The following is a 25,401-nucleotide window of genomic DNA, read 5'->3' as shown; positions in this document are numbered from 1 at the left end:
TCTCTCGATCGCATGTTGGCCACCGAATTTGGGTCCGGCGATCCCGCCGTCTCCGGTTACCGACGCTTCGCAAGACGGCTATCTCGGTACGACGTGCTGACTGTTGGAGCGAGCGGGTTCGCTAGCTCCGTCAGGGCGTGTACGGCGGCGTCCATGCGGTCCGGTGAGTCCATGCCGGCAACCCAGGTGACCATCTGCTGTTCCAGCGTCGGCCACTCGCCGACGTGGTGAACGCGGCCCTGCTCGTAGAGCTGCGCGATGGGCTCCGCGCGCAGCCGCTTGCCGTGCTTGGCCGTGACCGGGAGGACGGCGGGCATCAGCATGTTCTCGGTGCGCTGTTCGCGCTGGAGTTCCTGCCATGCCTGGTGGATGACCTGGCGGGTCATGTCGCCGCCGTAGTTGGACTCGACCACGATCGCGTCGGCGCGCAGTTCGATCGCGAGGAGGCAGGTCTCCCGGCCCCAGGCGTCAGCTCCGCGGTTCCCGGAGCGGTCTTCGAGGACGTACAGGTGTCCGTCGCGGTCGCTGGCTGCGGCCACGATGCCGGTCTCGTCACCGACCGCTGATTCCCCGCCCGCCGGGTCGACGGCGACGACGATGCGGGTCAGGTCGATGCCGCGGAACTGTGCGGCGCTGGTGCGGTTGTCGGTGATCCACGGCCACTGCCACACGCCGCCGTCCTGCGGGCGGGGCTGTTGCATGTACAGGCTCCACCACACCCGCTCGCCCACCGAGCGGCGGATCTCCGCGAGGGCGGCTTCGTCGTACCGTTCTGGCCACAGCGCGCCGCCGATCGGGCGGCCGAGCGCATCGCTGTCCGACAGGGCGAGGGCGGGGAGGTCGATGACCGTCCACCGGTCGGCTTCCTCGGCCAGGACTCGACCGGCGAGGTCGTCTTCGTCCCAGCGGGTCTGGATGAGGATGACCGAGCCGCCCGGCTCGATGCGGGTCAGCAGTACGGCCTGCCACCACTCCCACAGCCGCTTGCGCATGGTGGGGGAGGAGGCTTCGGCGGCGTCCTTGATCGGGTCGTCCACCACGGCCAGGTGCGCGCCTTTGCCGGTGAGGCCGCCGCCGACACCGGCCATCACGGCTCCGCCTTCGGTGCCCACCAGGTCGAAGCGGTTTGCTGCGGAGGAGCCGGGGCGCAGGCTGATGCCGATCTGCTGCTCGTAGGACAGGATCGCGTCCCTGATCCACCGGCCGTGGTCGTCTGCGAGGTCGGAGGAGTAGGAGGCGATCATCACCCGGTGCTCGGGGCGCCTGCGCAGGTACCACAGGGGCGCCCACCGTGCGGCCCGCCGTGACTTGCCGTGCCGGGGCGGCATGGTCAGCAGCAGCCGGGTCGGGGTTCCGGCTGCTACCCGCTCGAAGGCGCGGTCGATGAGCCCGAGGTGGGGGGCTTGCATCTCGCGGCCGTCGGTGAGGACGGCGGCCATGGCTCCGGGGGATCGGTCCATGGCCATCTCCCGCTCGATGCGGGCCAGCCGTGTGCGGAGCTGTGATGTGGAGGCAGCGGCGATCTCCCGGCGCCGCTGCGGGGGCAGCGAGCGGTACAGCCGGAGGACCGCCGCTTCGTCAGCCCTGCCCATCCTCAGCGGTGCCGCCGCCGGCGAGGGCGATCAGCCGCTCCAGCTCGTCCATGCCCGTGGTCTCGACCTGCATGGCCGCCCCGTCGGGGCCGGACACCTCAGTGCGAGTCGGCTTGTCCAGGCCGAGGAGACGGCTGCTGCGCTCGATGATGCGGACTGCCCGGTCTACGGCCTGGTAGTCGCCGTTGCGGATCGCGGCCCGGTACACGCCGAAGAACAGCCGCTCCAGCCGTTCGGCCATGAGGTGCCGCAGCTCGTCGGTGTTCTCGTCCAGGGCCGCGGCGCGCTCGCTGAGAGCCTTCGACACGTCCTTGCACGCCAGCTCGATCAGCCGCTTGTCGGTGGGAGGCTCAAGGCCGCGACGGTACTTGTCGATGCCGTAGCCCTGCGGATAGGCGATGCCGTCGCTGTTGACCGATGGATCGGCCGCGAGCTTGCGGCCGATGGTCAGCCAGTCCACACCGGCCAGCTTCAGATCGATGGCGTCGGTGCGGCGCTGGGTGATGGCGGCCCGCGTGGCGCGGTTGGGGCGGCCCATGAACACAACTCCCAGACCCCGCGCCCGCCATCCATGATCCCGTAGCGGAGCGTGAACACCCATGCCCCGGCTGATCCGCGGTACAAGGACCGGGATGGTGCGGGCTCCGGGGCGGGGCGTCTGTCTGCCCCGGAGCCCGCCTGTGTCACAGCAGCGGCAGCTGCTCCGCGTCCCCCTCGGTCCGGCGGGGAGCCCAGGGCGGTGCATCGGGAATCGTGCGATGGGCGCGTAGCCACCACGCGAACTGCCAGTTCCTGCACGTCCGGTACAGGCGTCCGGTGCGCCTCGGGGCATCACGGGGGATGGAGTGTTCACCCCAACCTGTGATCGGCCGGGCGTTGGTGAGTCTCACGCCGAGCCCGCGGACCATCGCGTCCCCTTCCCACCTCTCGCCCGGAGCGTGCTCGAACGCCAGGTGCGCGTTGCGGGACCAGTCCCAGGGGAAGGGCAGCGCACACAGATACCAGGCGACCGGTGGCCGGTCGACAGGCAGGTGCAGTGTCTGGACTCGGCGCTTGGGGTCCACGCGGTGCCGGTCGCTGTCCGCGAAGACCTTCATGCAGTGCTGGGTGAGATCGAGCTGCCTGACGCCGGCCAGCCACATGATGTGGTAGCTGTCCCGTGCCTCTATATCAATGCGAACCCTCTCGGGATTCGCCCCCGAATTCATCCTGTTTCCCCTCCGTGGAGCCATTCCTTTCCTTGATCAATTCTATCAGAATTTCCACAATTCCGCCGTGCTTATTATGCCGGAAATCGTTCGGGTAGGGCATGTTGAATTCGTTATTCAATGCCTCCTCGTACTCTTCGATGGGGAAGCGGCGAGGCTTGCGGCAAACCGCCTTCACCGTCGCTCGCGTCGCATCGCTGAGCTGCACATCCTCGAAGTACCGCGACAGCAGGCCCCGCAGCGACTCGGGCGTGTGATAGCGGATGCGCTGCCACTTCCCCCTCACGAATCGCATGTCCACCTGGTTCGAGTCGAGGAAGTTCAGCCGGGTCGAGTCACGGCTGATGGCATGCTCCGAGTTCTCGTAGGCCATCTCCCTGACGAGATTCCGCGTCCCGATACACACCTGGCCATCAGCGGCGCACAACGCATTCACGGTCAGCAGCACCCAGTGCTGATACTCCAGACTCGTCGTGGCGTTGATGACCGAGTCCAGAACCACGACCTCGTACAGCCCCCGGTCGCGGAGCTCCCGCTCGATACGCCGGATCTGACCGACCACCGACCGGATGTCGATCGCGTACTTGCCCTTGAGCGTGCGGTACGGCTCGTAGTCGTGGACCTGGTAGCCCTTGGCCCGCAGATGGCGGGCGTAGTCACCGTGACCCGCCCCGAAGTCCACCACACGGTGCGACGTCGTCAGCCACGGCCGCACCAGTTGCTCCCAGACCTCCGACTTGTAGCGGACCTGGCCCGCCTTCGCCTTCGACGAGTGCTCCCGCAGCCGGTTCGGCTGCACGATGTGCTGGTTCCACACCGGGGCCTGCTCTTCGAGCCCGGACCAGTCGTACACGCCGTACTCGCCCGTCAGGTCCTCCACCAGCTGGCCGGCGTCGAAGGAGGCGACGGTCCAGGCGAGAACATCGAAGCGTTGCGACTTCGCGACCGCCGCATATTCCGCGTTGAGGACGATGCGGCCCTGGTCATCGATCACCACCGACCCCCACGGGCCGTGCGCCGCGGTCATGAAGCCGATCGCCTGCTGGAACGGCAGGTTCTTCGACTCCTCCACCTCGATCGTCTGCCACGGAATCCAGCACCATTGCCCGATCGGTCCCGGCTCCGCGTACACCACGGACGCCTCGGTCTCGACCCGGTTGTGGAGCAGGTTGAACTTGATCTCGTCCTGCAGCCGCACCTTCTGGGGCAGGATCATCGCTGGTGTCGTCTCCTGGCCGATCGCCTTCAGCCCCTTCGTCCTCTGGTGGCCTGCGACGAGCGTGCCGTCAGCGTTGAGGATCACCGGCTTCACGACCCCGTGTCGGCGCAGTGAACCCTGAAGCCGGTCGAACGACTCCGCGGACAGACGGCGCGGGTTGTAGTCGGCCGGGCGGAGCTTCGCCAGCGGGTAGGACGGGTCGAACCGCACATCGAGGCTCACGCGGGCTCCCCCTCGCGGGCCTCGTGCTCCTCGTTGAGGACGTGCCACCCGAACCCCATGTCGGAGTCATGGTCATCCACGAACCGCTTGTACAGCGCGTCGAGGAGTTCCACCTCGGCCTGCGTGATCCGCACACGGGTGGAGGACCACTGCATGTAGCCCCACTGGAGGTAGTCCACCGTGGCGGCGGCGCCGGTCCCGGCCCCGTCGCTCGGCAACTCGATGGGCGCGGGCAGCGCGGTGTCGTCCAGCAGCTGGTCCAGCTGCTCCTGGTCGTAGCCCGTGCCTTGGAGGTCGGGCAGATCGGTCAGGATGTCCGCCAGGAGTGCCGTGTCGTATCCGGCAAGGTCGGAGGTGCGGTTGTCGACGACGACGATCTTCGCTGCGGCCTCGTCGTCCACGTCGAGCCATGTGACGGCAATCTTGTCCCAGCCGAGCTTCCTCGCGGCCTTCAACGTGTGGTTGCCGGCGAGGACTTCGTTCGGACGTCCGGTGAGACTGCCCCGGTTGACGACGATCGCACGGTACTGGCCGTGGGTGGACAGGGACTCCGCGATTGCGTCGAGGTCACCGGTTCGCGGGTTGCGGTGATACGGGGCCAGATCCGCTACCGGAACGGCGAGAGCGGCCAGCGACTCAGGGATGTGGGCAACGACGGGGGACATAGCTCTCCAGCCCCACGCCCGAAGCCGAGCCTAGGTGACCGGGGAAGGGGAGTCCCGGCGCCTGAGCAGAGCACGAAGCCGGTGGGGCCAACGGCCCTGCGCTACGACGGCGTACGGCCAGAGGCTTGCGCGGATCTCGACGATGTACTCCTCGCGCGCTTGCAGAAAACCCGCAGGAGCTCTGCGCCAACGCCACTCGGCAACCAGGCGGCTCCACGCGACCGGATGGCGAGCAAGAGCGAGGAGACGGCGTACATCGTCCTCAGTCAGCCCGTCGATTCCGGACATGCCGATGGCGCTCTCTGTCAGCAGGTACTCCAAGAAGCCCAGCTGATCTGGGCGGTCCGCGTCCTCGACCTCCTCCCACCGTTCCAGGAGGTCTGAGGCGACCCACGCGTCCCCGTGCGCGGCATCCGTGCACCGCTCTATGTCACCGTGGCACCAACCCTGTTCAAGAGCGCGGATGGCCTTCTGTACCACGCTCCGGGGAAGGGCATAGTTCGCGATGCTGCGGCACTGAGCGGTCAGGGCCTCTGCGCGCTGAACCAAGGTGTCCGGCCCCAGGGTGATCACGTGAGCGTGTGCGGCCTCTAACGCTTCCATCCTTGACTGCATGAGAGCGGCGCACTCCTCATACCGGACGCTGGGCAGGCCCTTTGCCGTGGCCACCAGGGCATTAGCCGCATGAAGCAGGGCAACTCCGTGATCTTCGATGCGGCGAGCCTGTTCCCCGTGATGCTGGACTTGGATCGCTTCGAGCGTGGTTTTCCGAGCCGTCCTCACCTGGCTTCGGGCAACAGCCACGGAGGCGAGTGCCGCCAAGGCGGTTGCAGCAGCTGCGGCTGCGCTCACGTTCTCCAGCTCCATGCGGGCAAGCCTGCCAGCGCGCTTCTGGCCGCATCTGCGTTTCGCTGTCTTTTACGCGGAGCAATCCGGTCGGCCGCTCGTGGCGACGTACCGGGCCCACACCTCGGTGGTGCCATCTTCGTTGCTGCGTGTGGTGGCCTCGAAGGCGCCAGCGGGGCGGAACGCGACGAGAGTGCCGGTGCGGATGCGGTGGCTCTGGTTGTTGGCACGGTTGCTGTTCTCGTCCCGGGTGCCGCTGCTGTGGGTGTGAATGTGCGCCCACTCGCCGGGCCTGTCCCGGAGTGCCTGCGCGGCCGCGTGAGGCTTCTGGCTGCTGCGGCGGGGTGGAAGGGGCGCGAAGCGGACGTTCATGAGGAGGCTCCTGGCGGAGTCGTGGCGGTCTCTGCGAGGTGGCGGATGCGGTCGGCGGTGTCCCACTGATCGTCTGCGAGGTCGCCGCACAGCCGGTTGGCGAGGTGAGCGATCTCGGCCAGGACCTCGGTGAGGCTTCGCGGCGCGGCTGGCATGCTGCCGACGGCCGGGGACGTTTCTGGGTCCTGGTGGGTGCTGGCCATGGTCGCGTCCTTCAACGGTTGTTGCACCGGCAGGTGTTGGTGATGATGTTGAACCAGCTGTCGCAGCTGGAGCACCACACCGAACCGGGGGTGGGCGGGGTGTCCTTGGGCGTGTTCTCCACGAAAGTATTTCTCCTGTTCACAGGTCGTCTGGGAGTTGAGCGCGCGGCCCCTTGGGGGCGAGCGTCGCAACGATGAGTCCGAGGTCTCGGGGGCGCCAGAGGGTGGCTTCGAGTCCGCACTGCGCGAGGTGCTTGAGCCAGTCGCGTTGGGCTGGCCGTATGCGGCCCGTGTTGGTCTTCAGCTCCACGAAGAGGGTCCGGCCGGCGTCGGGGTGCCCGTATACCTCGTCTGGCCATCCGGCGTCGCTGCGGCGGGAGTTGTGGGTGTGGTAGGCGAGTGTCCAGCCGCGCAGGGCGGCGAGCTGGCGTACTCGCCTGCGGAACTGTTCCTCGGTCACCGTGCCCTCCGGCGGCGCGGCTGGCTGGCCCAGTCCAGAGCGCGGAGGCGCGCGGGCCCCTCGGGGTCTGGCGGGCCGGGCTGGCGCTTGCGTGGGGGCGTGGTGGGAGTGGGGCGCCGGTGTTGTTCGAGGAGGAGTTCAGGCAGTGGGAGCTTCGCCTCCTCCTGGAGGATTTCGTGCAGCGGTCGCCCGTAGCGTTCGGCTATGAGTGCCGCGTACAGGTCGTCGGTGCTGCTGGTGCTGGTAGGCATCTGGGTCTCCATATGTGGGCCGGGACCCGCGTGGGGGTGCGGGTCCCGGCCGGAGGGGGGCTCGCATCGGGCGAGCCGTTCCGGAAGGGCGGGGCGCGGGGGTCGCTGCCCGACCGGAGGCGGATGGGTGGTCGGGCCGTGCCTGGGCTCGATCACGATCACAACCTAGCACGGTTTTATGTAGCGGCCTATTACTAGTCCACGATCACCAACTCCGCGTGCTTGTGGGCGCGAGGCTGGCCGACGCCGTCCCATAGGACCATCACCAGCCGATCGCCGGTGAACGGGTCCGTTGCGCCGCCCAGGACGGTGCCGAACAGTCGCAACGAGCCTGGCTCGCGGGGCGGCGCCGCGAGGGTCACGTCCGCGCCGCGCGGAAAGCCGTGCGACGCGCTGCACGGTTCGGGGGACTTCGATCGGGCGAGGACTTCGAGCCCTTCACCTGCCTGGCCCGCGGGTTCATCGAACGCGGCGCCGCCGTACGAGCTCGTGAGGGTCGTGACCCTCCAATCGGCGGCCGACCCCGCTGCGGGCCTCTCGAAGTGCTGAACGTCGCCGTCTGGGAGGGTAATGGCGATCGTGATCGTGTCGCCGGAGGCGGTGACCTTGCTACGCCTCCCTGTTGCGAGCGCCTCGCGGGTGATGCTGTCGCCAATCTCAAACACTCTTCGACTCCTTCTGGTGCGGCCTATTTCTGGCTAGTAGAGGGCGGCGTATCCGTCGCAGGTGGGGCAGGACTCTTCGCCTGACGCCGTGGTCCCGTCGATGCAGTCCGGGCAGGCCAGGCGTCGGCCCGTACTCAGGCAGTCGTCGCACTCTCGCTGCTCCGGATGTGGCCCGCGTAGGTAGGTGACGGTGCCCGTGCCTTCGCATTCGATGCACTCGGGTGCCTCGAATCCGAGTGCGTCTCGGCAGTGCACCGGACTCACGATGGTGTTCATCGAGTCAACTCCCCTTCGGTTGGATGCCTTTCAGCCTCCCTTTCTTGTCTCTATTCTACTATGCGTGAGGGGGGTGTCCAGTCAGCACGATGCCTCCGGAGGCCTGCCAGCCCCGGCGTCGCGCCGGCCGCCGCACCCGTCAGGTCGCCTGAGCGAGCACGTCCGAGAGGGCATCCAGTCCTGGGGCCGTTGCAGGCAGCGCCTGACACAACGCCTCGGCTCGGGACCGTGTCAGCCCCGTCCGGTACGACGTCGGCAGGTCCGAATACGCCTCCAGTGCAACTCTCACCGCCTCGGCGTGCTCCCCGTCGCGGGCACGGCAAGACGCTGTGTCGATGGCGATCAGCGCCCGTGTCATCAGAGACGGTGTGCGCGTCAGCTTCAAAGCCTCCTGCTGGGTGGCGTATGCACGATCGGTTTCCCCGAGCCAGGTGAGCGCCTGGCTCATGTGGACGTGATGCTTCTGCATCGGGTACCCGAACCAGGTGTCCGCTTGCTGAAGGGCGCCGAGCCGTCCCACAAGCGTCTCCGCCGCCGCTACAGCGTCGAGAGCCTTGGCCCGGTGGCCGGCCACAGCGTTGGCGCGTGCGGCCACCGCGGTAGCCAGAACGGCTGGAGCGGAAGGACGATCCCCAGCGATATGACGGGCTCGCTCCGCGAGCTGCGCCGCCGCCTCTGGCGCGCCGTAGTTCAGCGGCACCATGGCCTCCCGGCCCAGCACCCAGGCATGCAGCAGGGCATCCCCCGACTGCTCAGCCGCCCGGGCCGCAGTGCCGAACCAACGGTGCGCTTCCCGATGCTGGCCCAGGTCGTGCAACACGATGGCAGCCATCCCCGCCATCTGCCCGGTCACGTAGCAAAGCGCCGAACGGCCCTTGACCGTCTGCGGCTGCGACAGAAGCGTGTTGAGCTCCGTGAAGTCCTCCACGATGTCGGTGAGGACCGTGGCGGGAGGCCTGCCGTTGTAGCCGTAGCCGTACCTCTCGGCAGTCGACTCCCAGAACTCCACATCGCCGTGGCCGGCGGCGAGAGCTGTGTCAATGTCGTGGCGTGTGGTGGTCAGCGCAGCGAGCCCGGGACCTGCCAATCCGGCAGCGAGCGCGCCACGCAGTACGTCGCGGCGCTTCATCGGATCGTCTCCATCTTGTTCTTGGCGAGCAGGAGGTTCGGGTGCCTCCCAGGGCCTGACCGCCAGACCCAGGTCGGCCCCGGGAATCCGCAGCCCGTCCGCGATGCGTTCCAGCACCGGTAAGGACGTGACCGCCCCGTCGCCCTTGGTGAGCTGACTGACGCGTTCGGCGCGGATACCAGTCGCCTCAGCGAGCTTGTTGAAGCTGATACCCGCCTCACTGTGAGCGAGGTGGAAGACAGCTCCGATGTCGCGGCGCGCCAGTGCCTGCCTCATGCGCGGGTCGCAGAGAAGGCGACCAGGCAAAGCCGCGGGTGACACCGGAACCTGCATACCTCAACTCCCCTCTGCTGCGGCACCCCCATGGTGTGTACCCACGAGGGGGGCCTCCTCTCGGGGTTACCGCGAACCTCTTCAGCGGCCTTAACTGTGGCGTCTGCTGCCGCCCAAGTGCACGAAATCCGGCCGTCCAGTAGCGGGTTGACGGGCACGCCGCGCAGCGGCCTCAGTCTCTGTGACGGTCTCACACCGGCCGCCGCATGTCCCTCGAAGCGCGAGAGATGGTGAATACGCGATGCACGGCACGACGGGCCTCGGGCCCACCACTGCGCACGATGCTGCTCCGACGCCAGCAGTGAAACCCGCAGGCGTCGAATGCGTTCTGCCCCTGCGGCGAGAAACCTGCTACGACCACGTCACCGACCAGGCATTCATGCCGGTCGCTGTACTCCTCCAGGGCGGTCAGGCCATGCCCGCCCAGCTGGTCATCTCACCCGCGCAGATGGTCGCGATGTCCCGGCAGCTCGACAGAGCCATCCACTCCCGCGCTGCCGCCAACAACGCCGCGGCCACATAGGCCGCCCGTTCATCCGGCTGCCGCGCGACACCGAACACGGCAGCCCGGCGAAAGCCGCTCCGGGCATTCGGCTGACAGCGGGTCGCCGGATGCCCGGAGCCTCCACGCCTCACCAGACACCTCACCCTCTGGGAGCCTCATCATGAACGCGCCGTTACCCGCCCCGGAGCAGGTCTTCGACTACGCAGCGGACCGCATCCAGCAAGCCGCCAACTCCTTGTGGCCCGACTCCGCTGTGCGCCTCGGCCCTCACGTGCCGTCGGTGACCGCATACGTCCGCCACATCGAGGTGGACGGGCGCCCCCTGTTCGCGAAGCTCTCCTTCCTCGGCGTCTCCCTCGCTTCCCTGCTGCGCGGAGCATGCGGGCCCTGGCCGGAGGCGCGAGCCCGGCAGGACGCCTACATCGCAGCAACCGGCGGCATGCTGGAACGGGAAACGATCCAGTACGGCATCCTGCACACCGCGCGCCTGCGTGCCCCGAAGATCACCGGGTACACCGCCGGCGTTCTGTTCACCGAACCGATCACCGGCTCAACCCTCACCGACCTGGTCGTCAAGGAGCCCGCCCGTACCGCTGACCTGCTGGCCCAGATGACTGAGGAACTGGCCCACCTCCGGCAGGACCAGGCCGCCGCCCTCGTCGCCGCAGCCGCCATCCCGGAGAGGTCCGTCCCCGCCACGTTCCACCGGAAGTTCAACGGCCTCAGCTCGCGCCGCTACCTCGCCCTGACCGGTCAGGCTGCGCCGACCCTGGCGGCGGTCGTCGGCCGACTGCTGCGTGATCGGCTGGCCACACCGCCTGGAAACACCGTCGTCTTCGGGGATCTCAAGCCAGAGCACGTCATCTGGCCCACCGCCGAGCCGCGCCCGGCCTTCCTCGACCCCGGCATGTCGCTGAGCCACCCGTGCGCCGACTACGGCAAGGTCATCTCCCGTCTCACGCTGGCGCTGATCGCGGACCCTCCCGGCAGTCCCCGCACCCGCCTGATCCTTGACGGCGTGCACTCCTTCGCGGGAATGCTCACCGATGTCATGCCCCGAGCCGAACGCGCCGCCTGGCTACGCGCCCTGGTGGCCATGTGGATGATGGACGCCACGAGCATCCTCACCACCTACCTCACCGCACCCACCGGTCTGCCCTTGCCCGATGCGGCCCAGGCCGTGATCGACCATGCGACCGCCGTGTGCACCATGCTCGACCGCACTACCGCGGACCTGAACGAGCACAGAGTGAACGGGCCGGACCTGTGGCTCCGCGCGCTGAACAACGTGGCCACGGCGGTACGCGGATGACCGACCCCGGTAAGACGATCGGAATCGTCGGGGCCGGCGCCGTGGGACACACCCTCGCGACCGTGCTCACCGTCCTGCCCTGGTGTAGCCGCCTCCTGGTGGCTTCCGGAAGTAGAGCGTCCGCCCGTGCTCTGGTCACCGACGTGGAGGACATGGCCCAGGTTCTCGGTTCACCCCTGCGAGTGGAGGCCGTCAAACCTTCGGCCATGACCCTGTGCGATGCCATCGTGATCTGCCCGCGCGCCCCGTTCACCAACACCTCCACCACGGAGATCCGCATGGCCGGGCTGGTGGCGAACGCCCCCGTCATCGCCGCACTCGGGCGGCAGCTGACCAGCTACGAAGGAACGGTCATTGTGGTGACCAACCCCGTCGACGTGATGACTCGGCTGTTCACCGAGACCTCCCGTGTACGGCGCGTGTACGGCGTCGGCTCGGCTACGGACTCGGCTCGCTACCGCCTCACTCTCGCCCGGCTCCTCGCTGTTCCCGTGGAACGTGTCGCGGGCCGCGTGGTCGGTGAGCACGGTGACGCCGCAGTGGTGTGCGCGTCCACCACCCGGGTCGCCAGCCGCCCAACCACTGTTCCGCTGGCCGCTGTCCACGAGGAGCTGTCAGCCCGGCCGCGACGCATCAACGCCGGACTCGGGCGGACGCGCTGCGGCCCCGCGGGGGCTGTGCTCGCCGCGCTGACGCACACCCTTGGACTGGTCGACGGGACGCTGGAACTGTCGGCCGTCAACCCGTCGGGCTCCTGCCTCGGAACTCCGTTGCAGTTCACCGCCGGAGTGCCCACCGTGGCCATGCCCGATCTGAGCGGGCGCGAACAGGCGCTTCTCGCTGCCGCGGACCAGAAGACCCGAACCGCCTACCAACTCATCGCCCATCACGCCGAAGGAGCCGACGCATCGTGACCCACACCGCCGTACGCATCACCGCGGCCAGCCACCACGTCACCGTTGCCAGCAGCACACCGAGCATCACCGACTGGTCGCGCCGCTACTTCGGCCCCTGGTGGCAGGCCACCAGCAGCGAAGCAGGCGCCGACGCGGGTCCGCTTGTCGCCGCAGGCGTGGACGAGACGGAGGCCGCGCAACTGGCCCAGCTCGTGACCGACTACCCGCACGACGTGGTGACCTACGCCAACGCGCCTCTGCTTCACACGCGGGACGACGACGGTTGCGTGTACGCCCACCAGCCCGACAGCAGCCTGTCCTACCAGTACCAGCCTGATGTCCTGCGCATCGCCGGCACCGAGCCCGTGCCCGTGGCGCTCGCCGCCGCTCGCCTCGCCCGTGAGCTGCTGCGCTCGCAGCTCCTCGCTGACGGATGGCACATCCTGCACGCCTCCGCCGCCGTCCGGGACGGATCTACCGTGCTGACCCTGGGAGAGAAGGGCGCAGGCAAGACCACCACGGCGCTGCTGCTGGCCCAATCCGGCTGGCAGCTCCTGGCCAACGACCGGGTGTTCGTCCGCCCCGACGGCGATGGGGGAGTGGACGTTCTTCCCTGGCCGTCGGCCGCCGCCATCGGCCTCGGCTCCCTCGATGCGCTCGGCGTCTACGACGAGGTGCGGGCACGGCATCTCGCGGGTGAGCGGCTGCACCCCACCCAGCACGAGCGAGTCAGCCAGGCACTCACCGACGGCAAGCGTGATCCGATCTTCGCGAGTAGCGGCAAGGAGCTGAAGCCGCAGTTCTTCCCGGACCAGCTCACAACGTGGCTGGGTCTTCCCCTCGCTGTCTCCGGGAAGGCTGGCCGGATCGTCTTCCCGCGTATCGCCCCCGCGGCTGCTCCGGCGGTCGAGGGGCGCGGCCGGGAGCTGGTGGATAGCGACTTCTTCACCGCGGGTACGGAGGACCGGTACCCCGATGTGTTCGGGCTCGCACCCAAGGCCGCCGATGACGAGGTGCGTCGTGTGCTGGCTGACCGGCTGACGGCTCTGCCGAGTGTCAGCGTCGCTCTGAACCATGACAGAGACGCCAGCGCCAAGCTCTTGCGTCAACTCACCAGTTGACGGCCAGCTGTCGCGCTTGGAGAGCTGGGCTCCCGTCGCGAGTTGAGCTTGTTTTCGTGCACACGTGGAGCGGTTCCCGGGCACTGGCAGCGTCGTCCCGACGAGCAGCAGGGACGCTCGTCGGGACGACGTAGCTGTTCAACCGGTGTGAGCCACGATGGCGTCGATGAGCTGTGGCCAGAGTTCGCGCGGGCGGTCGTGGCCCATGTCGGGAACCAGGAGGAGTTCGGCGCCGGGCACCAGCTCTGCAGTACGCTTCCCACCGTCAGGGTCGATGAGCGTATCGTCCAGGCCGTGGATCACCAGCGTGGGCACTCGTAGTTCACGGAGCGCATCCGCGCGCGAACCGCTGAGGATCATCGCACCGAGCTGCCGTCCGATTCCCGCGGGGTAGTAGGCGCGGTCGTAACTTTCGGCGGCCAGCTCACGCAGCATCGCGGGGTCGCCGTACCGCTTGGAGCCCCAGACCAGTTCCTTTGCCGCCGCCTCGATGTATCCGTTTCGGTCTGCGGGCTTCGGGCTGAACAGCACCGCTTGGGCTTCTGGGCTGGGTTGACCGAGTTCAGGCTCTCCGGTCGAGGACATCATTGACGTTAGGGTCAGTATCCGCTGGGGGGCGGACAGAGCCATCGTTTGGGCGATCATTCCGCCCATCGAGGCGCCGACCACGTGGGCGCGCTCGATACCGAGTGCGGTGAGCAGCCCGAGGCCGTCGCTGGCCATGTCGGTGAGCCGGTAGGGGACCATCGCAAGGGCGGCCGGGAAGTCACCCGAGCTGACGGCGGCGATGAACTCGTTCATGTCGACGGGGTGTTCGTCGAACTTGGTGGACAGCCCGCAGTCGCGGTTGTCGTATCGGATCACGCGGCGGCCTCGGTCGGCCAGAGCTCCGCAGAAGTCCTCGTGCCAGGCGAGCATCTGCGCGCCGAAGCCCATCACGAGCAGGACCGGAGGGTCCCCGGTGTCGCCGAAGCTTTCGTACGCGATGGACACCTCGGGAGATACGTCAACGATCGGCATCTGCGGAGCCTGTCACGGCTGATCATGGAGCGCATCTAGGTTTTGCTCGTGAACTGCGCTTCACAGTAAGGCTGTCGGCGGCCGGTTCGGACCGGTAGATCGGCATATCAGAACAGCTCTTCCTGCCCGTCGGGGCCGCCCGGCTTCGGTGCGGGGCGCTTCACGGGCGCAGGCGGGGGCTCCTCTCCGAAGAGGGCTTCGGTTCCGCAGGCGCCTGGCTGCGCGACGATGCGGGCCGGGCCGCCGGTGACGGGCAGCGTGTTGGGGGCGGTGTGGTCGAACTCGGCTTCGGTCATGGTGGACCAGTCGGGCTGCTGGTTGTGTTCCGGCACGAGACGCTGCTTTCTGGCGTGGGTGGGGGTCTGGGCGGCGGCGGGGCGGGGCCGGAGCCCCGCCCCTGCGGGCGCCGGTCAGGCTGCTGCGGTGGCCTCGTTCGCTTCGGTCTCGGCGTCGGGGTTGACCACGACCAGTTCCTTCGCCTCGGCGTGCGCCTTGGCCTGCTTGAGCTGGAAGCGGGCCTTGGTCAGCGACTCCGCGACACGGTCAAGCTGCTCCAGGCGGGCGCCGACTCCGCCTTCCAGGGCCTCGGCCAGCTTGAACGGGTCGGTCTTGGCGATCTCATCGAGCATTCCCCGGATCTGCTCGATCTTGTCGAGCGTGCTGCGGGTCTTCTTCTGGGTAGCGGCGCGCTCGGTGCGCTGCTCCTCCGTCATCTCCTCGACGATCATCAGCACGGCCTGGTCCTGCTGCTGCTTCATCGCGAAGGCGAAGTGAACGATCTCGTTGTCCGAGGCGAACTCGCCGCGTGCGAACTTGGACAGGACGGAGCCCTGGTTGGTGTGGGAGAGGGCGGCGATCTGTACGGCTGCCTGGGTGCCGATCTGGCCGTCCTGGACGTGCTTGGCGATCTCCTCGCGCAGGTCGAGCAGGGCGAGGCGCAGCTTGACGTACGTGGTGGTCTTGCCGAAGTCAGCGGCGACGGATTCCGGGGTGGCGCCCTCTTCCTCGTCCAGGATGCGCTGGAAGGCGCGGGCCTCCTCGAAGGGCGTCATGTCCTCGCGGTTGACGTTCTCCGACACCGATCGCTTGAACCGCTTGAGTTCGTTCTGCTCGGAGACGACCGTGACGCGGATCTTGGTGCGGCCAAGGATCTGGTGGGCGCGCCAGCGGCGCTCGCCGGAGACGATCTCGTAACCGCCCTGGTCGTTGTCGGGGCGTACCTCGATGGCCTGCATGAGCCCGTAGGTGTCGATGGAGGTAGCCAGCTCCTTCAGGGCCTCCTCGTCGAAGTACTCGCGGGGCTGGCGGGGGTTGCGGTGGACCTGGCTCATCTTGACGGTGCGCTGCATCGGGGGCTCCAAGAGGTGGGTAGTTGGTGAGTTCCTGCCCTCACCTTGTACCTAAATTCTACTATGGATATGGGGGGTGTCCAGCCCCGGCATCCACCCCCGACGTGACCTCGACCACGCTCCGGCATGGGGCGTTCCCCTGGAGCGGCGAAGGGTGCGGTTCCTTCCGAGGGGAAGCGCCAGTCAGGGCGTGTGCCTACTTGCAGGCGGTCACCGCGGCCAGGGCCTGGGAAAGTGCGTCCAGTCACCCTCGGGCGGTAGTTCGCGCCTGACGGGCGCCGATCTTCCAGTCCTGTCATAGGCGCCAAGTCGCCGCCCCGGGGCGCACCGCCAGGCGGCATTGATCCGCAGGCTAGCGATGCGCCGGTTGGCCCTCCGGCTGCTTCAGTCCCACCCGATGGGGGGCGGGAAGCCGTGAAGGCCCGGCCCTCAGGCCCGGACTACGGAGTGAGCTTGATCGAGTTGTACGGGGTCAGGTTCACGGAGTAGACGCCATCGGCGACCAACAGCTTGTCGCAGTTGGTGCCGTTGGAGTTACGGCACAGGTACGCCTTGGCGCCACCAGTCTGGTTGTTGAACGCCATGTGGATATCGAACTCGTTGTAGAACTTGTACGTGCCGTAGCGGTAGTACTTGTGCTCCGGGGTGCTGGCCGCCCACTCCTCCCACCCCTGGTAAATGCACACCCACCCGCTCTCGCATCCGTGGTCGGCCTGCCCCGCCGTGCTTGCAGAGGCCGCCGTCCCCGTGGTCATCACCCCACCCACGGCGAAGGTCAATGCCGCTGCGATTCGTCCCCACCTGTGCACGTCATCCCCTGTTTCGTAGTACTAAGTCTCGCCGATCAGGGATTCTTGCCCTCCTGGCCGACGGTCGGTCTGGGCGACCGAGCGAACAGGCTATCGGGAGCCGTGCCGGCACCCGTGGCTGCCGATGTCCGCAGTGGCCCGTTCGGAGTTCTCCCAGCTCAGGGCATCCTTTTAAGAAGCTTCACCCAACGGCGAGAGCCTGCGAAGGCCGGCTTCCCGGCACCTCGCAGGCTCTCTTCGGTCAGGAGGCGATCGCCTGTCCCCTGTTCAAGCGATCACGCCACCGGCTCACGTGGGCGGGTGCTCCCGCCATCAGCGCGGTGGAGCACTCCGCCGAGATCGGGCAGACGGCGCACAGCTCCTCGGCATCGACCGCAGTGGTGGCCTCTCGCGTGCTGCCGCACAGGGCGGCGCTCCATCGGATCGGCATGGCCAGCGGATCGCTCTCGCGATCCAGAAAGCTCACCGTGCGAATCCGTGCGGCGGCGCTGAACTCGTCCTCGCCTGCGCGCCCCTCGCGGGGGCGGGCGGCCAGCTTCAAGATGCGCTGCTCATCAATCACATCTCCCCCTCGTCTGGCCAGGGCCCTGCCGCTGCGGCCCTGTTCCGTCGGCGCGCCGTGTCCAGCTCGGGCGGCGGACGGGAGCCATAGCTAGTGACCCATGCCGACGCCGCCGTCAACGGGCAGTACGGCGCCCGTGATGTACGACGCCTCCTCGCTCGCGAGGAACCGCACCGCGGCGGCAATGTCCTCGGGGCGGGCGGTCGTACCCAGGGGGATCTTCGCCAGTAGCTCCTTCATCCGGTCCTCGGGGAGCTGGGCGGCCATGTCGGTGGCCGTCAGGCCGGGTGCTACGACGTTCGAGGTGATGCCGCGCGAGCCGAGCTCGCGAGCCAGGGACCGGGCGAAGCCGATCAACCCGGCCTTCGAGGCCGCGTAGTTCGACTGCCCGGCCTCCCCGAGGAACGCCACGGCCGAGGAGACGAAGATCATCCGCCCTCGCCGGGCGCGCAGCATGCCGCGCGTGGCGCGCTTCGCCACGCGGTAGGAAGCCGTCAGGTTCGTGTTGAGCACATCGGCGAAGTCGTCCTCCGACATGCGCATCAGCAGGGTGTCCCGGGTGACACCCGCGTTGGCGACCAGGACCTCAACGGGCCCATGTTCCGCCTCGATCTGCTGGAACGCCGCATCGACCTGATCAGGGTCGGTGATATCGCATCGCACACCCAAGACTCCCGCCGGCGGTTCCCCGGACCGGTAGGTGACCGCGACCTTGTCTCCCTGGGCAGCCATGGTCCGGGCTATTGCGAGCCCGATGCCTCGGTTGCCACCAGTGACGAAGACGCTGCGGCTCATGGGTGGTGCCCTCTCAGTCGATCGTTCCGCACGCCGTTCGCGGCGGGTCTCGCCGAGAAGGGCGGCTGCCGAGACGCGCCCGGCAACCCCTCAAGCCTCACACCAACCGAACCGGCCAGATGGCCGATTTAGGCGGCAGCCCTGCTACCGGCACCGCGAGTACCGGTCGCCGAGGTGTCGGATACATCACCTAGGAGTACTGATTGGTCCACACCTATGCCGATAAGTCCGCCTGAGTGGATCGCTCGATGCGGGTGCTCGCTACCCACCGGTAGCTAAGGTTCCGGAAGTCTTTCCTATAGCTTTACTGAGAAATGAGTGGCCAAGCCCTATGCATACCGATAGGCGACTGACTGCACTGCTCCGTGAATGGCGCAGCCGCCGCGACGCCAACCAGGTCGCCGGATTCACCGCCCGGTTCGGCAGCAGTCGTAAACAGGGGCTCACGCAGGCCGAGATGGCGCAGCTCACAGGAGTCACGGAAGGCTGGTACCGCAAGCTGGAAGTGGGTCAGCGAGCCCCGTCCACGGAATGGCTCGAAGCCGTCGTCCGCGTGCTCGACCTCAACGACGCCGAGCGGCACACCCTGTACGTCTACGCGCTCGGGCACGAACCGCCTCCCCGAATCTGCCCCAGCAACCGGGTGGACCCCAGTACGGCCGCTCTCATCCGCGTTCAGCCCTGGCCGGCGTACATCTCGGACTGGGCCTGGGACGTCCTGATGTACAACGAGGCCTGCGATCGCGACTGGCCGTGGATGCGCCACGGCGTCAACGTCATGATCTGGGCCCTCACGTACCCCGAAGCGCGTCTTCAGCTCATCAACTGGGAAGAGGACTGGGCCAAGCCCATGGCCTCCCAGTTGCGGCTGCGAGCGCAGGAAGACCCCGACAACGAGCGCCTTCAGGAGGTCATCGCGGAGATCAGGCGCCGTGACCGCGTCGCCGCGCGCATCCTCAACGAGGACCTGACCTCGGTCACCCACCCCGACGGAGACCGCCGCTGGGTGTACTTGCCCGGCCACGGGGGCGAGGAGTTCGAGGTCGTCTTCCGCGCCTACGCCCCGCTGGGCGAGCGCACCCAGCGACTGATGATCGTCGTCCCCGCCGATCAGGCGTTCGCCAGCTGAGCCATGCCCGCGACCCTGCTGAACATGTCCTCCGCGCCCGGCACCCCCGCCTCCTGGTAGGCGGCAGCCACCGCCGTGAACAGCCGCTCGGGGTGCGCCCAGTCTCCGGCGTACTCCGAGCAAACCAGCCGTGCCGCAGCCTCCAGCGGGATACCAGCTGCCGCGTGCGCGGCAGCGGCCTGGCCTATGCACTCCAGGCGATCACGGATCTCCCGCACCCCAGGCCGGTAGGTAATGCAGCCGTGTCCCGGCACGAACGTCTCCGCCCCTGTGGCCAACAGCATGTCGCAGGCCGCCACACACCCGCTGAAGCTGGATGACCAGGTCACCATGTGGGCCCCGTTGAACAGCGCGTCGCCAGTGAACACGATCCCGTCCTCGGGCACATGTACGGCAACATCTCCGGCGCTGTGGCCGGGGCCGAGGTCGATCAGCTCGACAAGCGTCGTCCCGACTTTGATCTCCAGGCGGCCGTCGAACGTGCGCGTCGGACCCGTCACCTCCACCCCTGAGAAGTCGAACGCGCCGAAGTGCTTGGCCGCGTAGGCGGCCACCGGCGAGGCGTCTCCCTGCGCGCACAGCCGGGCCAGCTCCTCCGGCCCCATCTCGTGGCACAGGTGCGCGGCCGACGAGGCAGAGGTGACGATCTCCGCATCAGGCAGGAGCTGATTGCCCCAGGTGTGGTCGCCGTTGCCATGGGAGTTGACGACGGTGGTGATCTCCGTGCCGGGAACCGTCTCCGCCACCGCGGAGAGCAGCGTGCGGGTCGCGTCCAAGGTGAACTGGGTGTCCACCAGCAGGGCTTGCCCGTCGGAGGCTATGAGGCCGCAGTTGCTGTAGCCCCAGGCTGTGCTGTCATGCACCCATGCCCAGGTAGTTGCTGAAAGAGGGCGCAGGGAAGTGCTGGTCACGCAGGGTCCTGTTTCTGGTGTTTCGCGCCGCCGGTCGTGGCGGGTGTGCAGTGAACAAAGGCATGGCTGTGCGCCCCCACCCGGGCGGGGGCGCACAGCCTTCAGGGGTCAGCGGGAGGGGGTCCGCCAGTCGATGGAGATGCGGGCGTGGGGGTCCTTGTGGCGGCCCCCACCTGACGGCATGACGTGCACCCGCTTCACTTCCAGGGCGATCAGGGCGCGCTGCGAGGCGCGTGGAGCCGACTTCCACCACTTCACGAAGTCGGTCACTCCAGCGATCGGGACCTCCGCGATCTGTTCCAGGAACCGCAGGCGGGTCCTCGCGTCCTTGAGGTCCTTCTTGGTCGCCTCCTGGGCGGCGAGGAACGCCGACTTCACCAGCAGGCCCCGGCCGTGCATCTCGCCCAGGTCCTTGAAACGCTCGTCGGCGTTGGCCACGTAGTCCCGAAGCCGAACGACCTCCGCCATGACGTCGGCCTGCAACTGCACGACACGCTCATGCGAGCCAGGGCGCAGCAGATCGGCCAGCACCTGCTCCGCAACGGGGTCTTCAAGCCGGTCGGCGTTGATACGCACCCCGCCGCACGAGTTACGTCCGGGAATCGGCGGCGGGCACCGGTAAGACGGGGCTGCCTCCCCGGTCACCCGCGCACCGGTCATCGAGTGCTGGCACCTGCCGCAGCCCGCGATGCCTTCAGTGAGCAGGTATTCGTATGCCTCGCGGGCCTCCGGCTGCTCCGCGCTCTGCTCGGCCCACAGCGCCATCAGCCGGTTGAACTCGTCCACGGTCAGGACTGTGTCACCGAAGTCTTCGATCGGGTTCAGGTCCGCGTCCAGGCCCGCCATGCGCGGGTTGCTGAGGATGCGTCCCAACGTCTCCGGCCGGAACTCGCCGCCACGCGCAGTGCGGTACCCACCGCTGTTCAGCCAGCGACACGCCTCCGGCTTGGTGGCCTTGCCGCTCAGCATCCTGGACGTGGCTTGGCGCAGCCCTCTGGCCTCCACGGGGTTCAGCACCCCCGGGCTCGCATAGCCAGTGAGGCGTGCCATGAAACTCCATCCGTCGAGGGCTCCGGCAACCTCCCACTTAGCCGCCGCTTAGCCCCGTAATAGGTCACAGTACTTGTCCATCATGTGTAAGACGGGCCGACTGTCAGACCCAACACGTAAGATCGCGCGGATCTCCGCAGGCCAGGGTGGACAAAGCACGTCAAGTTGAAGTTGGAGTGTGACACACGGCACAGCAACTCTCGCGCTGTGAACCGTGTCGAATAGGTCGTAGCACTCTGCTGTCGTGAACACGGAATCTCGGCGAGGAGGGTCCGCCGTGACCAACACCGGCCCGGCGGACAGCCTCCCTAAGGATCACCTCACCGGCGCACCCCCAGCGCCTCCCACAGCGACGCCGTCGCCACCTTCTGCGTCCGCCCCAAGGGGATCGTCCGCGCCGGGAACTCCCCGCCCTTGATCAACTCATACGCCTTATCCGCGCCGATCCCCAGAGCGCGAGCAGCCGTGGCCACACTCACCGCCGGCGGCAGACTCAGCAACTCCTCCATGGTCATCGCAGCACGCGAATCCACGACGGAAACAGATGAGGACAAAGGTGGTCACATCCCTCTTCCCCGCGCCACCTGGCGAGAAGGATACGGCGTCCAAGGAGGCATCTCCTTGCCTACAGAAGGATCAGGACACGCAAGGGACAACCCAGCCACCTAGGGGAGCCACGTGTTTGAAGGAAGCGTCTACCGCCGATGCAAGTGCCGGACCCCGAAACTGAATGACGCCGGCCAGCCCGTCACCGACAGCAAAGGCAACACCGTCGTGCGGGAACTCGGCGCCTCCTGCCCGGATCTGAAGAAGCGCGACCACGGCTCCTGGTACTACTACCTCAAACTCCCCGACGGCCCCCTCGGGGAGCGGCGTCGGCCCCGCAAGGGCGGCTTCTCCACGGCCAAGGAGGCCAAGAAGGCAGCCCAGAACCTCTGGGACGAAGACCAGTCCGGCATCGACATCGACTCCAAGGAAACAGTCGCCCAGTACCTGCGCCGCTGGCACACCAAGCGCGTAGACCTCAAACGCACCACCCACACCGACTACCGCGACTACCTAGAGCGCGTGTTCATCCCCGCCCTGGGCCACCTCACCATGCGCGAGCTGCGCGCCCGCCACATACAGGCGGTGTTCGAGGCCATCTGGGCCGAAAACGAAGTCAAGGAAGCCAACCGCGAGGCCGCCAAGAACGCCGAGCAGGCATGCCGTGCCGCCCATCAAGCGTGGAAGGCGGCTGCGAAGCCGCGCCCGCCGGAGCTGCGCCAGGCATGGCACCAGGCCAAGGCCGAGCTGAAAGAAGCACGCTCCAAGCCCCGCCAGGACACCGGCCCCGGACGCCAGAAGAAGTTCCTCGACGCGCTCTCTTCGGCCCTCAAGGACGCCGTGGGCGAGAAGCTGATCACGCAGAACTGGTGCGACAGCGTCACCATTCCGAAGTACCACAAGCCAGACCCGCTCGTATGGACCCCCGAACGTACCGCCCGCTGGCGCCAGACCGGCGAGCGCCCCGGACCCGTCATGGTGTGGACCCCCGACCAGACCGGCCAGTTCCTTGACGCGGCCGTCGATCACCCCATGTACATCATGTGGCACCTGATGATCTTCCGGGCACCACGCCGAGGAGAGGCCAGCGGCCTGCGATGGGCCGAGGTCGACATGACCAAGGGCAGCGCCAACATCACCGAGCAGCTGGTGACCGACTCCTCCTACACCATGTGGGAAGACGCCCCCAAGAGCCGCAGCGGGAAGCGCACCATCACCCTCGACTCCGCGACCTTCGCGCTTCTCGCTGCCTGGCGCGACGTACAGAAGGAACAGCGAAAGGAGTGGGAAGCAAAGCACCGAGAAGACCCCGAGAAGTACGGCCCCTACGTCGACTCCGGCTATGTCTTCACGCGCCCGGACGGCCGCCCCCACAACCCCAACAACGTCTCCCAGGCGTTCGCTCGGCTCATCAAGCGTCTCGACCTGCCACCGGTCCGCCTTCACGACCTGCGCCATTGCGCGGCCTCCCTGAGCCTGGCCGCCGGCCTGTCGATGAAGGCCATCCAGGCTCTCCTCGGGCACAGCTCCTACTCGCTCACCGCCGATACGTACACGTCGCTCATGCCCCAGTTCGAGCAGGCCGCGGCGGACGCCGCACTGGACCTCGTCCCGCGTCAGAAGCCGTCGGAGGGAGAGAGCGACGCCGAGAGCGGAGGCACCGACGAGGGGAGCGCCCCGACCGACGCAGACGCGGCCCCCGAGCCCGCCGAACCGGCCCCAGGCACGCAGGGCGAACACACCGGGACGGCCCCTCGTCTACGCCTCGTGGCCGCCGCTTCCCCGGACGTCAAGGAAGCCGCCTGATCAGCCCTCGTCCTCCCCCAGCGCACCGGCCGCGGATTGTCCCCCCTCTGTCCCCCCATCCAGCGAAAGGGCCCCTCGGAGATCACTCCGAGGGGCCTTGTTCGATGCTCCGTGCCTGGTCAGAGAGGGTTTGCGGCTCTGAAGTCGAAAGAATGACCGAGGCTTTAGGAGAGCGGTGCTCTATCCCCTGAGCTACGAAGGCGGGGGCTTGCCGAAAACCGTGCCGGAATCCCCAGGGGGGACTGCCGGGCGGAGTGAGGCAAACGCCCTGGTCATGCGACCCCGTGGCGGTGCCGCGGTAGGGATCCGGAAGGACACTTTCCCGAGCAGGCGCACTGGAGGTCGACTGACCGCTGACAGCCTAGCGGATAGGGATTGCGGAGGTCGCCCCCGTTGCCACTGTGCGCCGCAACGCCTGTCGTGCCGCGGCACGACACGGTCCCGGGGTTCGGGCCCGGCAGCCGAACGCCCGAGGGCGGCACCCCTCCCGGGATGCCGCCCTTCGACGCCTACGGTCGCGCGGGGCGCGTCCGCGTCAGAGCGAGCCGACCGGCATCCGCTCCTGCGGTGTGGCGTCCTGGTCCGACGTGCCCCAGCACTCCACATCGCCGCGCAGGCCCGGAACCTGGTCCTTGCGGAAGACCGGGTCGAGGCCCTGACGGCGCTGGGCCAGGTAGTCGTCGAGGAGGCGGAAGGCAACCGCACTGAGCGGGATGATCGCGATCAGGTTGACCAGGGCCATCGCGCCCATCGTGACGTCCGCGAGGCTCCAGACCAGCGGGACGGAGCCGATCGCGCCGAGGACGGCGCAGGCGATGACCATCGCACGGTACGAGCTCATCACGCTCTTGCTGCGGGTGATGAACTGGATGTTGGACTCGCCGTAGTAGTAGTTACCGATCATGGAGCTGAAGGCGACCATGAAGACCACCAGGGTCAGCAGGTGACCGGCCCAGTCGCCGAGCTCGCTGGTGAAGGCGGCCTGGGTGACGTCCGCGCCGCCGCGCTCACCGAGGGTCGGGTTGGCGGAGAGGATCACGAGGGCGGTCATGGTGCAGATGACCAGGGTGTCGAAGTAGACGCCGAGGGTCTGGACCAGGCCCTGCTTGACCGGGTGCGTGGTCTCCGCGGCCGCGGCGGCGTTCGGGGCGGAACCCATGCCCGCCTCGTTGGAGAACATGCCGCGCCGCACGCCCTGGAGGATCGCCGTACCCACGGCGCCGCCCGCGACCTCGCGGAAGCCGAAGGCGCCGCCGATGATGTCGCCGAGTATGCCCGGCACGTTGCCGAGGTTGAGGAGCACGATGACCAGGCCGGTCAGCAGGTAGATCCCGGCCATCACCGGGATGATGACCTTGGTGACGGCCGTCAGGCGCTTCACGCCGAAGAACACCGCGAGCGCGAGCAGCCCGGCGAGCACGACGCCGAGGACGGGATTGAACCAGGAGGCGTCCGAGCCGAAGGAGCCCTTCGTGGCCACCGTGATCGTGTTGGACTGCACCGCGGTCAGCACGAACCCGAACGTCAGCGTGATCAGGACGGCGAAGACCACGCCGAGCCAGCGCATTCCGAGCGCCTTCTGCATGTAGTAGGCCGGGCCGCCTCGGTACGTACCGGGCTCGGCGTCGCGCACCTTGTAAAGCTGGGCCAGGACCGACTCGACGAACGCCGAGGCACCGCCGACCAGGGCCATCATCCACATCCAGAAGACGGCTCCGGGGCCGCCCATGGTGATCGCGGTGGCCACACCGGCGATGTTGCCGGTGCCGATCCGCGCGGCGGCGGAGATGGTGAAGGCGCCGAAGGGGCTGACGCCGGACTGCGGCTTGTCCCTGAAGACCCGGAACATTTCCGGGATCAGGCGGATCTGCACGCCCTTGGAGCGCAGCGTGAACCAGACGCCGGCGACGGCGACCAGTGGAATCAGCAGGTATGTCCAGAAGACGTCGTTGAACTCGACGACCCAGGTTTCCAACGTGCCCATGCGGATGTTCCCGGTTCCTTGTGAGTCGGGGAATCGGCCCGGTCTCTGCCTGCGCGTACAGGTCGTGTACGGGGCGGAGGGGTGGGCCGGACGGCGCGGAGCCGAATACTCCGCAAACGACAGGACTCTAGGCCGGTGTGACCACCCCTGCCTATGGCCCCCGAA

28 protein-coding genes are annotated in these 25,401 nt (G+C 67.9%); 6 read left to right on the top strand and 22 right to left on the bottom strand.

Annotated elements, in window-relative coordinates:
- Positions 1–56: 56 nt before the first annotated feature.
- The 12 genes from CIB93_RS13925 to CIB93_RS13870 form a co-directional block, all read right to left on the bottom strand.
- Entirely contained in the window at positions 57–1,592 is a 1,536-nt protein-coding gene (locus CIB93_RS13925; RefSeq protein ID WP_096627117.1) for a terminase large subunit domain-containing protein, read from the bottom strand.
- Positions 1,579–2,130, bottom strand: coding sequence for a hypothetical protein (locus CIB93_RS13920; RefSeq protein WP_143660037.1), 552 nt, complete (start codon positions 2,128–2,130; stop codon positions 1,579–1,581). Before CIB93_RS13920 ends, CIB93_RS13925 begins: the two co-directional genes overlap by 14 nt.
- Before the next feature lie 145 nt (positions 2,131–2,275).
- Entirely contained in the window at positions 2,276–2,734 is a 459-nt protein-coding gene (locus tag CIB93_RS13915; protein WP_096627115.1) for a hypothetical protein, read from the bottom strand.
- 28 nt (positions 2,735–2,762) lie between these two features.
- On the bottom strand, positions 2,763–4,241 hold the full coding sequence (locus CIB93_RS13910) for a ParB N-terminal domain-containing protein (protein WP_179500096.1): 1,479 nt from the start codon (positions 4,239–4,241) through the stop codon (positions 2,763–2,765).
- Positions 4,238–4,906 carry a ParB/RepB/Spo0J family partition protein gene (locus CIB93_RS13905; RefSeq protein WP_096627113.1) on the bottom strand — a complete coding sequence of 223 codons (669 nt, stop codon included), beginning with the start codon at positions 4,904–4,906 and terminating at the stop codon, positions 4,238–4,240. Before CIB93_RS13905 ends, CIB93_RS13910 begins: the two co-directional genes overlap by 4 nt.
- 30 nt (positions 4,907–4,936) lie before the next feature.
- Complete coding sequence (locus CIB93_RS13900) at positions 4,937–5,773, bottom strand: hypothetical protein (RefSeq protein WP_143660036.1); 837 nt, start codon at positions 5,771–5,773, stop codon at positions 4,937–4,939.
- 51 nt (positions 5,774–5,824) lie between these two features.
- Positions 5,825–6,124, bottom strand: a complete 300-nt coding sequence (locus CIB93_RS13895) for a hypothetical protein (protein WP_096627111.1) — start codon at positions 6,122–6,124, stop codon at positions 5,825–5,827.
- On the bottom strand, positions 6,121–6,327 hold the full coding sequence (locus CIB93_RS13890; protein WP_096627110.1) for a hypothetical protein: 207 nt from the start codon (positions 6,325–6,327) through the stop codon (positions 6,121–6,123). The genes CIB93_RS13895 and CIB93_RS13890 overlap by 4 nt, the downstream gene beginning before the upstream one ends.
- A gap of 139 nt (positions 6,328–6,466) precedes the next feature.
- Positions 6,467–6,787 (bottom strand): VRR-NUC domain-containing protein, encoded by a 321-nt coding sequence (locus tag CIB93_RS13885; protein ID WP_096627109.1) that lies wholly within the window; start codon positions 6,785–6,787, stop codon positions 6,467–6,469.
- Positions 6,784–7,038 (bottom strand): hypothetical protein, encoded by a 255-nt coding sequence (locus CIB93_RS37460; protein WP_143660035.1) that lies wholly within the window; start codon positions 7,036–7,038, stop codon positions 6,784–6,786. Before CIB93_RS37460 ends, CIB93_RS13885 begins: the two co-directional genes overlap by 4 nt.
- 194 nt (positions 7,039–7,232) lie before the next feature.
- The gene (locus CIB93_RS13875; RefSeq protein ID WP_096627107.1) at positions 7,233–7,703 is read right to left on the bottom strand and encodes a hypothetical protein; all 471 of its coding nucleotides are present in this window, start codon (positions 7,701–7,703) and stop codon (positions 7,233–7,235) included.
- Between the two features lie 415 nt (positions 7,704–8,118).
- Positions 8,119–9,384 (bottom strand): helix-turn-helix transcriptional regulator, encoded by a 1,266-nt coding sequence (locus CIB93_RS13870; RefSeq protein ID WP_257002177.1) that lies wholly within the window; start codon positions 9,382–9,384, stop codon positions 8,119–8,121.
- Positions 9,385–9,820: 436 nt separating this feature from the next.
- Here CIB93_RS13870 and CIB93_RS37890 point away from each other — a divergent pair, with 436 nt between their 5' ends.
- From CIB93_RS37890 to CIB93_RS13855, 4 genes are all read left to right on the top strand, one after another.
- Positions 9,821–9,964, top strand: coding sequence for a hypothetical protein (locus CIB93_RS37890; protein WP_179500095.1), 144 nt, complete (start codon positions 9,821–9,823; stop codon positions 9,962–9,964).
- A 142-nt stretch (positions 9,965–10,106) separates the two neighbouring features.
- On the top strand, positions 10,107–11,258 hold the full coding sequence (locus CIB93_RS13865; RefSeq protein WP_096627106.1) for a phosphotransferase: 1,152 nt from the start codon (positions 10,107–10,109) through the stop codon (positions 11,256–11,258).
- Positions 11,255–12,172 carry a lactate dehydrogenase gene (locus tag CIB93_RS13860; RefSeq protein ID WP_096627105.1) on the top strand — a complete coding sequence of 306 codons (918 nt, stop codon included), beginning with the start codon at positions 11,255–11,257 and terminating at the stop codon, positions 12,170–12,172. The genes CIB93_RS13865 and CIB93_RS13860 overlap by 4 nt, the downstream gene beginning before the upstream one ends.
- Positions 12,169–13,275: a hypothetical protein gene (locus CIB93_RS13855; RefSeq protein ID WP_306454813.1), complete on the top strand. Its 1,107-nt coding sequence runs from the start codon at positions 12,169–12,171 to the stop codon at positions 13,273–13,275. Before CIB93_RS13860 ends, CIB93_RS13855 begins: the two co-directional genes overlap by 4 nt.
- A gap of 138 nt (positions 13,276–13,413) precedes the next feature.
- Here the strand turns inward: CIB93_RS13855 and CIB93_RS13850 are convergent, their stop codons facing one another.
- The 6 genes from CIB93_RS13850 to fabG all read right to left on the bottom strand — a co-directional run bounded on the left by CIB93_RS13850 (position 13,414) and on the right by fabG (position 17,810).
- Positions 13,414–14,295 carry an alpha/beta fold hydrolase gene (locus tag CIB93_RS13850; protein WP_096627104.1) on the bottom strand — a complete coding sequence of 294 codons (882 nt, stop codon included), beginning with the start codon at positions 14,293–14,295 and terminating at the stop codon, positions 13,414–13,416.
- A 107-nt stretch (positions 14,296–14,402) separates the two neighbouring features.
- On the bottom strand, positions 14,403–14,627 hold the full coding sequence (locus tag CIB93_RS13845; RefSeq protein ID WP_257002176.1) for a hypothetical protein: 225 nt from the start codon (positions 14,625–14,627) through the stop codon (positions 14,403–14,405).
- 78 nt (positions 14,628–14,705) lie between these two features.
- Positions 14,706–15,644: a ParB/RepB/Spo0J family partition protein gene (locus CIB93_RS13840; protein ID WP_096627103.1), complete on the bottom strand. Its 939-nt coding sequence runs from the start codon at positions 15,642–15,644 to the stop codon at positions 14,706–14,708.
- 440 nt (positions 15,645–16,084) lie between these two features.
- Positions 16,085–16,399 (bottom strand): hypothetical protein, encoded by a 315-nt coding sequence (locus tag CIB93_RS13835; RefSeq protein WP_143660034.1) that lies wholly within the window; start codon positions 16,397–16,399, stop codon positions 16,085–16,087.
- A 295-nt stretch (positions 16,400–16,694) separates the two neighbouring features.
- Positions 16,695–17,015, bottom strand: a complete 321-nt coding sequence (locus CIB93_RS13830) for a hypothetical protein (protein WP_096627101.1) — start codon at positions 17,013–17,015, stop codon at positions 16,695–16,697.
- 90 nt (positions 17,016–17,105) lie between these two features.
- Positions 17,106–17,810 carry a 3-oxoacyl-ACP reductase FabG gene (gene fabG, locus CIB93_RS13825; protein WP_096627100.1) on the bottom strand — a complete coding sequence of 235 codons (705 nt, stop codon included), beginning with the start codon at positions 17,808–17,810 and terminating at the stop codon, positions 17,106–17,108.
- 331 nt (positions 17,811–18,141) lie between these two features.
- Between fabG and CIB93_RS13820 the strand changes: the two genes are divergently transcribed.
- Positions 18,142–18,939 carry a helix-turn-helix domain-containing protein gene (locus CIB93_RS13820; RefSeq protein WP_096627099.1) on the top strand — a complete coding sequence of 266 codons (798 nt, stop codon included), beginning with the start codon at positions 18,142–18,144 and terminating at the stop codon, positions 18,937–18,939.
- On the opposite strand, the gene CIB93_RS13815 is transcribed toward CIB93_RS13820, so the two are convergent.
- From CIB93_RS13815 to CIB93_RS13805, 3 genes are all read right to left on the bottom strand, one after another.
- Entirely contained in the window at positions 18,921–19,802 is an 882-nt protein-coding gene (locus CIB93_RS13815; protein WP_179500094.1) for an MBL fold metallo-hydrolase, read from the bottom strand. The two genes, CIB93_RS13820 and CIB93_RS13815, sit on opposite strands and share 19 nt — an antisense overlap.
- 156 nt (positions 19,803–19,958) lie before the next feature.
- Positions 19,959–20,900, bottom strand: a complete 942-nt coding sequence (locus CIB93_RS13810) for a recombinase zinc beta ribbon domain-containing protein (protein WP_096627097.1) — start codon at positions 20,898–20,900, stop codon at positions 19,959–19,961.
- 320 nt (positions 20,901–21,220) lie between these two features.
- The gene (locus CIB93_RS13805; protein ID WP_096627096.1) at positions 21,221–21,415 is read right to left on the bottom strand and encodes a DNA-binding protein; all 195 of its coding nucleotides are present in this window, start codon (positions 21,413–21,415) and stop codon (positions 21,221–21,223) included.
- 163 nt (positions 21,416–21,578) lie between these two features.
- Here CIB93_RS13805 and CIB93_RS13800 point away from each other — a divergent pair, with 163 nt between their 5' ends.
- Entirely contained in the window at positions 21,579–23,252 is a 1,674-nt protein-coding gene (locus tag CIB93_RS13800; protein WP_096627095.1) for a tyrosine-type recombinase/integrase, read from the top strand.
- A gap of 535 nt (positions 23,253–23,787) precedes the next feature.
- On the opposite strand, the gene CIB93_RS13795 is transcribed toward CIB93_RS13800, so the two are convergent.
- A complete protein-coding gene (locus CIB93_RS13795) occupies positions 23,788–25,236 on the bottom strand; it encodes a sodium:alanine symporter family protein (RefSeq protein ID WP_096627094.1) in 1,449 nt (482 codons plus the stop codon).
- Between the last annotated feature and the right edge of the window lie 165 nt (positions 25,237–25,401).

It is taken from the genome of Streptomyces sp. WZ.A104, assembly GCF_002382885.1.
GTDB lineage: Bacteria > Actinomycetota > Actinomycetes > Streptomycetales > Streptomycetaceae > Streptomyces.
Note: the sequence above shows the minus strand (reverse complement) of the source record. Positions and strands in the feature narration are given on the sequence as shown.

Excerpts from the sequence above, each read along its gene's own strand:
- CIB93_RS13925 (WP_096627117.1), bottom strand. The coding sequence starts at position 1,592 with ATGGGCAGGGCTGACGAAGCGGCGGTCCTCCGGCTGTACCGCTCGCTG.
- CIB93_RS13920 (WP_143660037.1), bottom strand. The coding sequence starts at position 2,130 with ATGGGCCGCCCCAACCGCGCCACGCGGGCCGCCATCACCCAGCGCCGC.
- CIB93_RS13915 (WP_096627115.1), bottom strand. The coding sequence starts at position 2,734 with ATGTGGCTGGCCGGCGTCAGGCAGCTCGATCTCACCCAGCACTGCATG.
- CIB93_RS13905 (WP_096627113.1), bottom strand. The coding sequence starts at position 4,906 with ATGTCCCCCGTCGTTGCCCACATCCCTGAGTCGCTGGCCGCTCTCGCC.
- CIB93_RS13900 (WP_143660036.1), bottom strand. The coding sequence starts at position 5,773 with ATGGAGCTGGAGAACGTGAGCGCAGCCGCAGCTGCTGCAACCGCCTTG.
- CIB93_RS13895 (WP_096627111.1), bottom strand. The coding sequence starts at position 6,124 with ATGAACGTCCGCTTCGCGCCCCTTCCACCCCGCCGCAGCAGCCAGAAG.
- CIB93_RS13890 (WP_096627110.1), bottom strand. The coding sequence starts at position 6,327 with ATGGCCAGCACCCACCAGGACCCAGAAACGTCCCCGGCCGTCGGCAGC.
- CIB93_RS37460 (WP_143660035.1), bottom strand. The coding sequence starts at position 7,038 with ATGCCTACCAGCACCAGCAGCACCGACGACCTGTACGCGGCACTCATA.
- CIB93_RS13870 (WP_257002177.1), bottom strand. The coding sequence starts at position 9,384 with ATGAGGCAGGCACTGGCGCGCCGCGACATCGGAGCTGTCTTCCACCTC.
- CIB93_RS37890 (WP_179500095.1), top strand. The coding sequence starts at position 9,821 with ATGCCGGTCGCTGTACTCCTCCAGGGCGGTCAGGCCATGCCCGCCCAG.
- CIB93_RS13865 (WP_096627106.1), top strand. The coding sequence starts at position 10,107 with ATGAACGCGCCGTTACCCGCCCCGGAGCAGGTCTTCGACTACGCAGCG.
- CIB93_RS13860 (WP_096627105.1), top strand. The coding sequence starts at position 11,255 with ATGACCGACCCCGGTAAGACGATCGGAATCGTCGGGGCCGGCGCCGTG.
- CIB93_RS13850 (WP_096627104.1), bottom strand. The coding sequence starts at position 14,295 with ATGCCGATCGTTGACGTATCTCCCGAGGTGTCCATCGCGTACGAAAGC.
- CIB93_RS13840 (WP_096627103.1), bottom strand. The coding sequence starts at position 15,644 with ATGCAGCGCACCGTCAAGATGAGCCAGGTCCACCGCAACCCCCGCCAG.
- CIB93_RS13835 (WP_143660034.1), bottom strand. The coding sequence starts at position 16,399 with ATGACCACGGGGACGGCGGCCTCTGCAAGCACGGCGGGGCAGGCCGAC.
- fabG (WP_096627100.1), bottom strand. The coding sequence starts at position 17,810 with ATGAGCCGCAGCGTCTTCGTCACTGGTGGCAACCGAGGCATCGGGCTC.
- CIB93_RS13820 (WP_096627099.1), top strand. The coding sequence starts at position 18,142 with ATGCATACCGATAGGCGACTGACTGCACTGCTCCGTGAATGGCGCAGC.
- CIB93_RS13810 (WP_096627097.1), bottom strand. The coding sequence starts at position 20,900 with ATGGCACGCCTCACTGGCTATGCGAGCCCGGGGGTGCTGAACCCCGTG.
- CIB93_RS13805 (WP_096627096.1), bottom strand. The coding sequence starts at position 21,415 with ATGACCATGGAGGAGTTGCTGAGTCTGCCGCCGGCGGTGAGTGTGGCC.
- CIB93_RS13795 (WP_096627094.1), bottom strand. The coding sequence starts at position 25,236 with ATGGGCACGTTGGAAACCTGGGTCGTCGAGTTCAACGACGTCTTCTGG.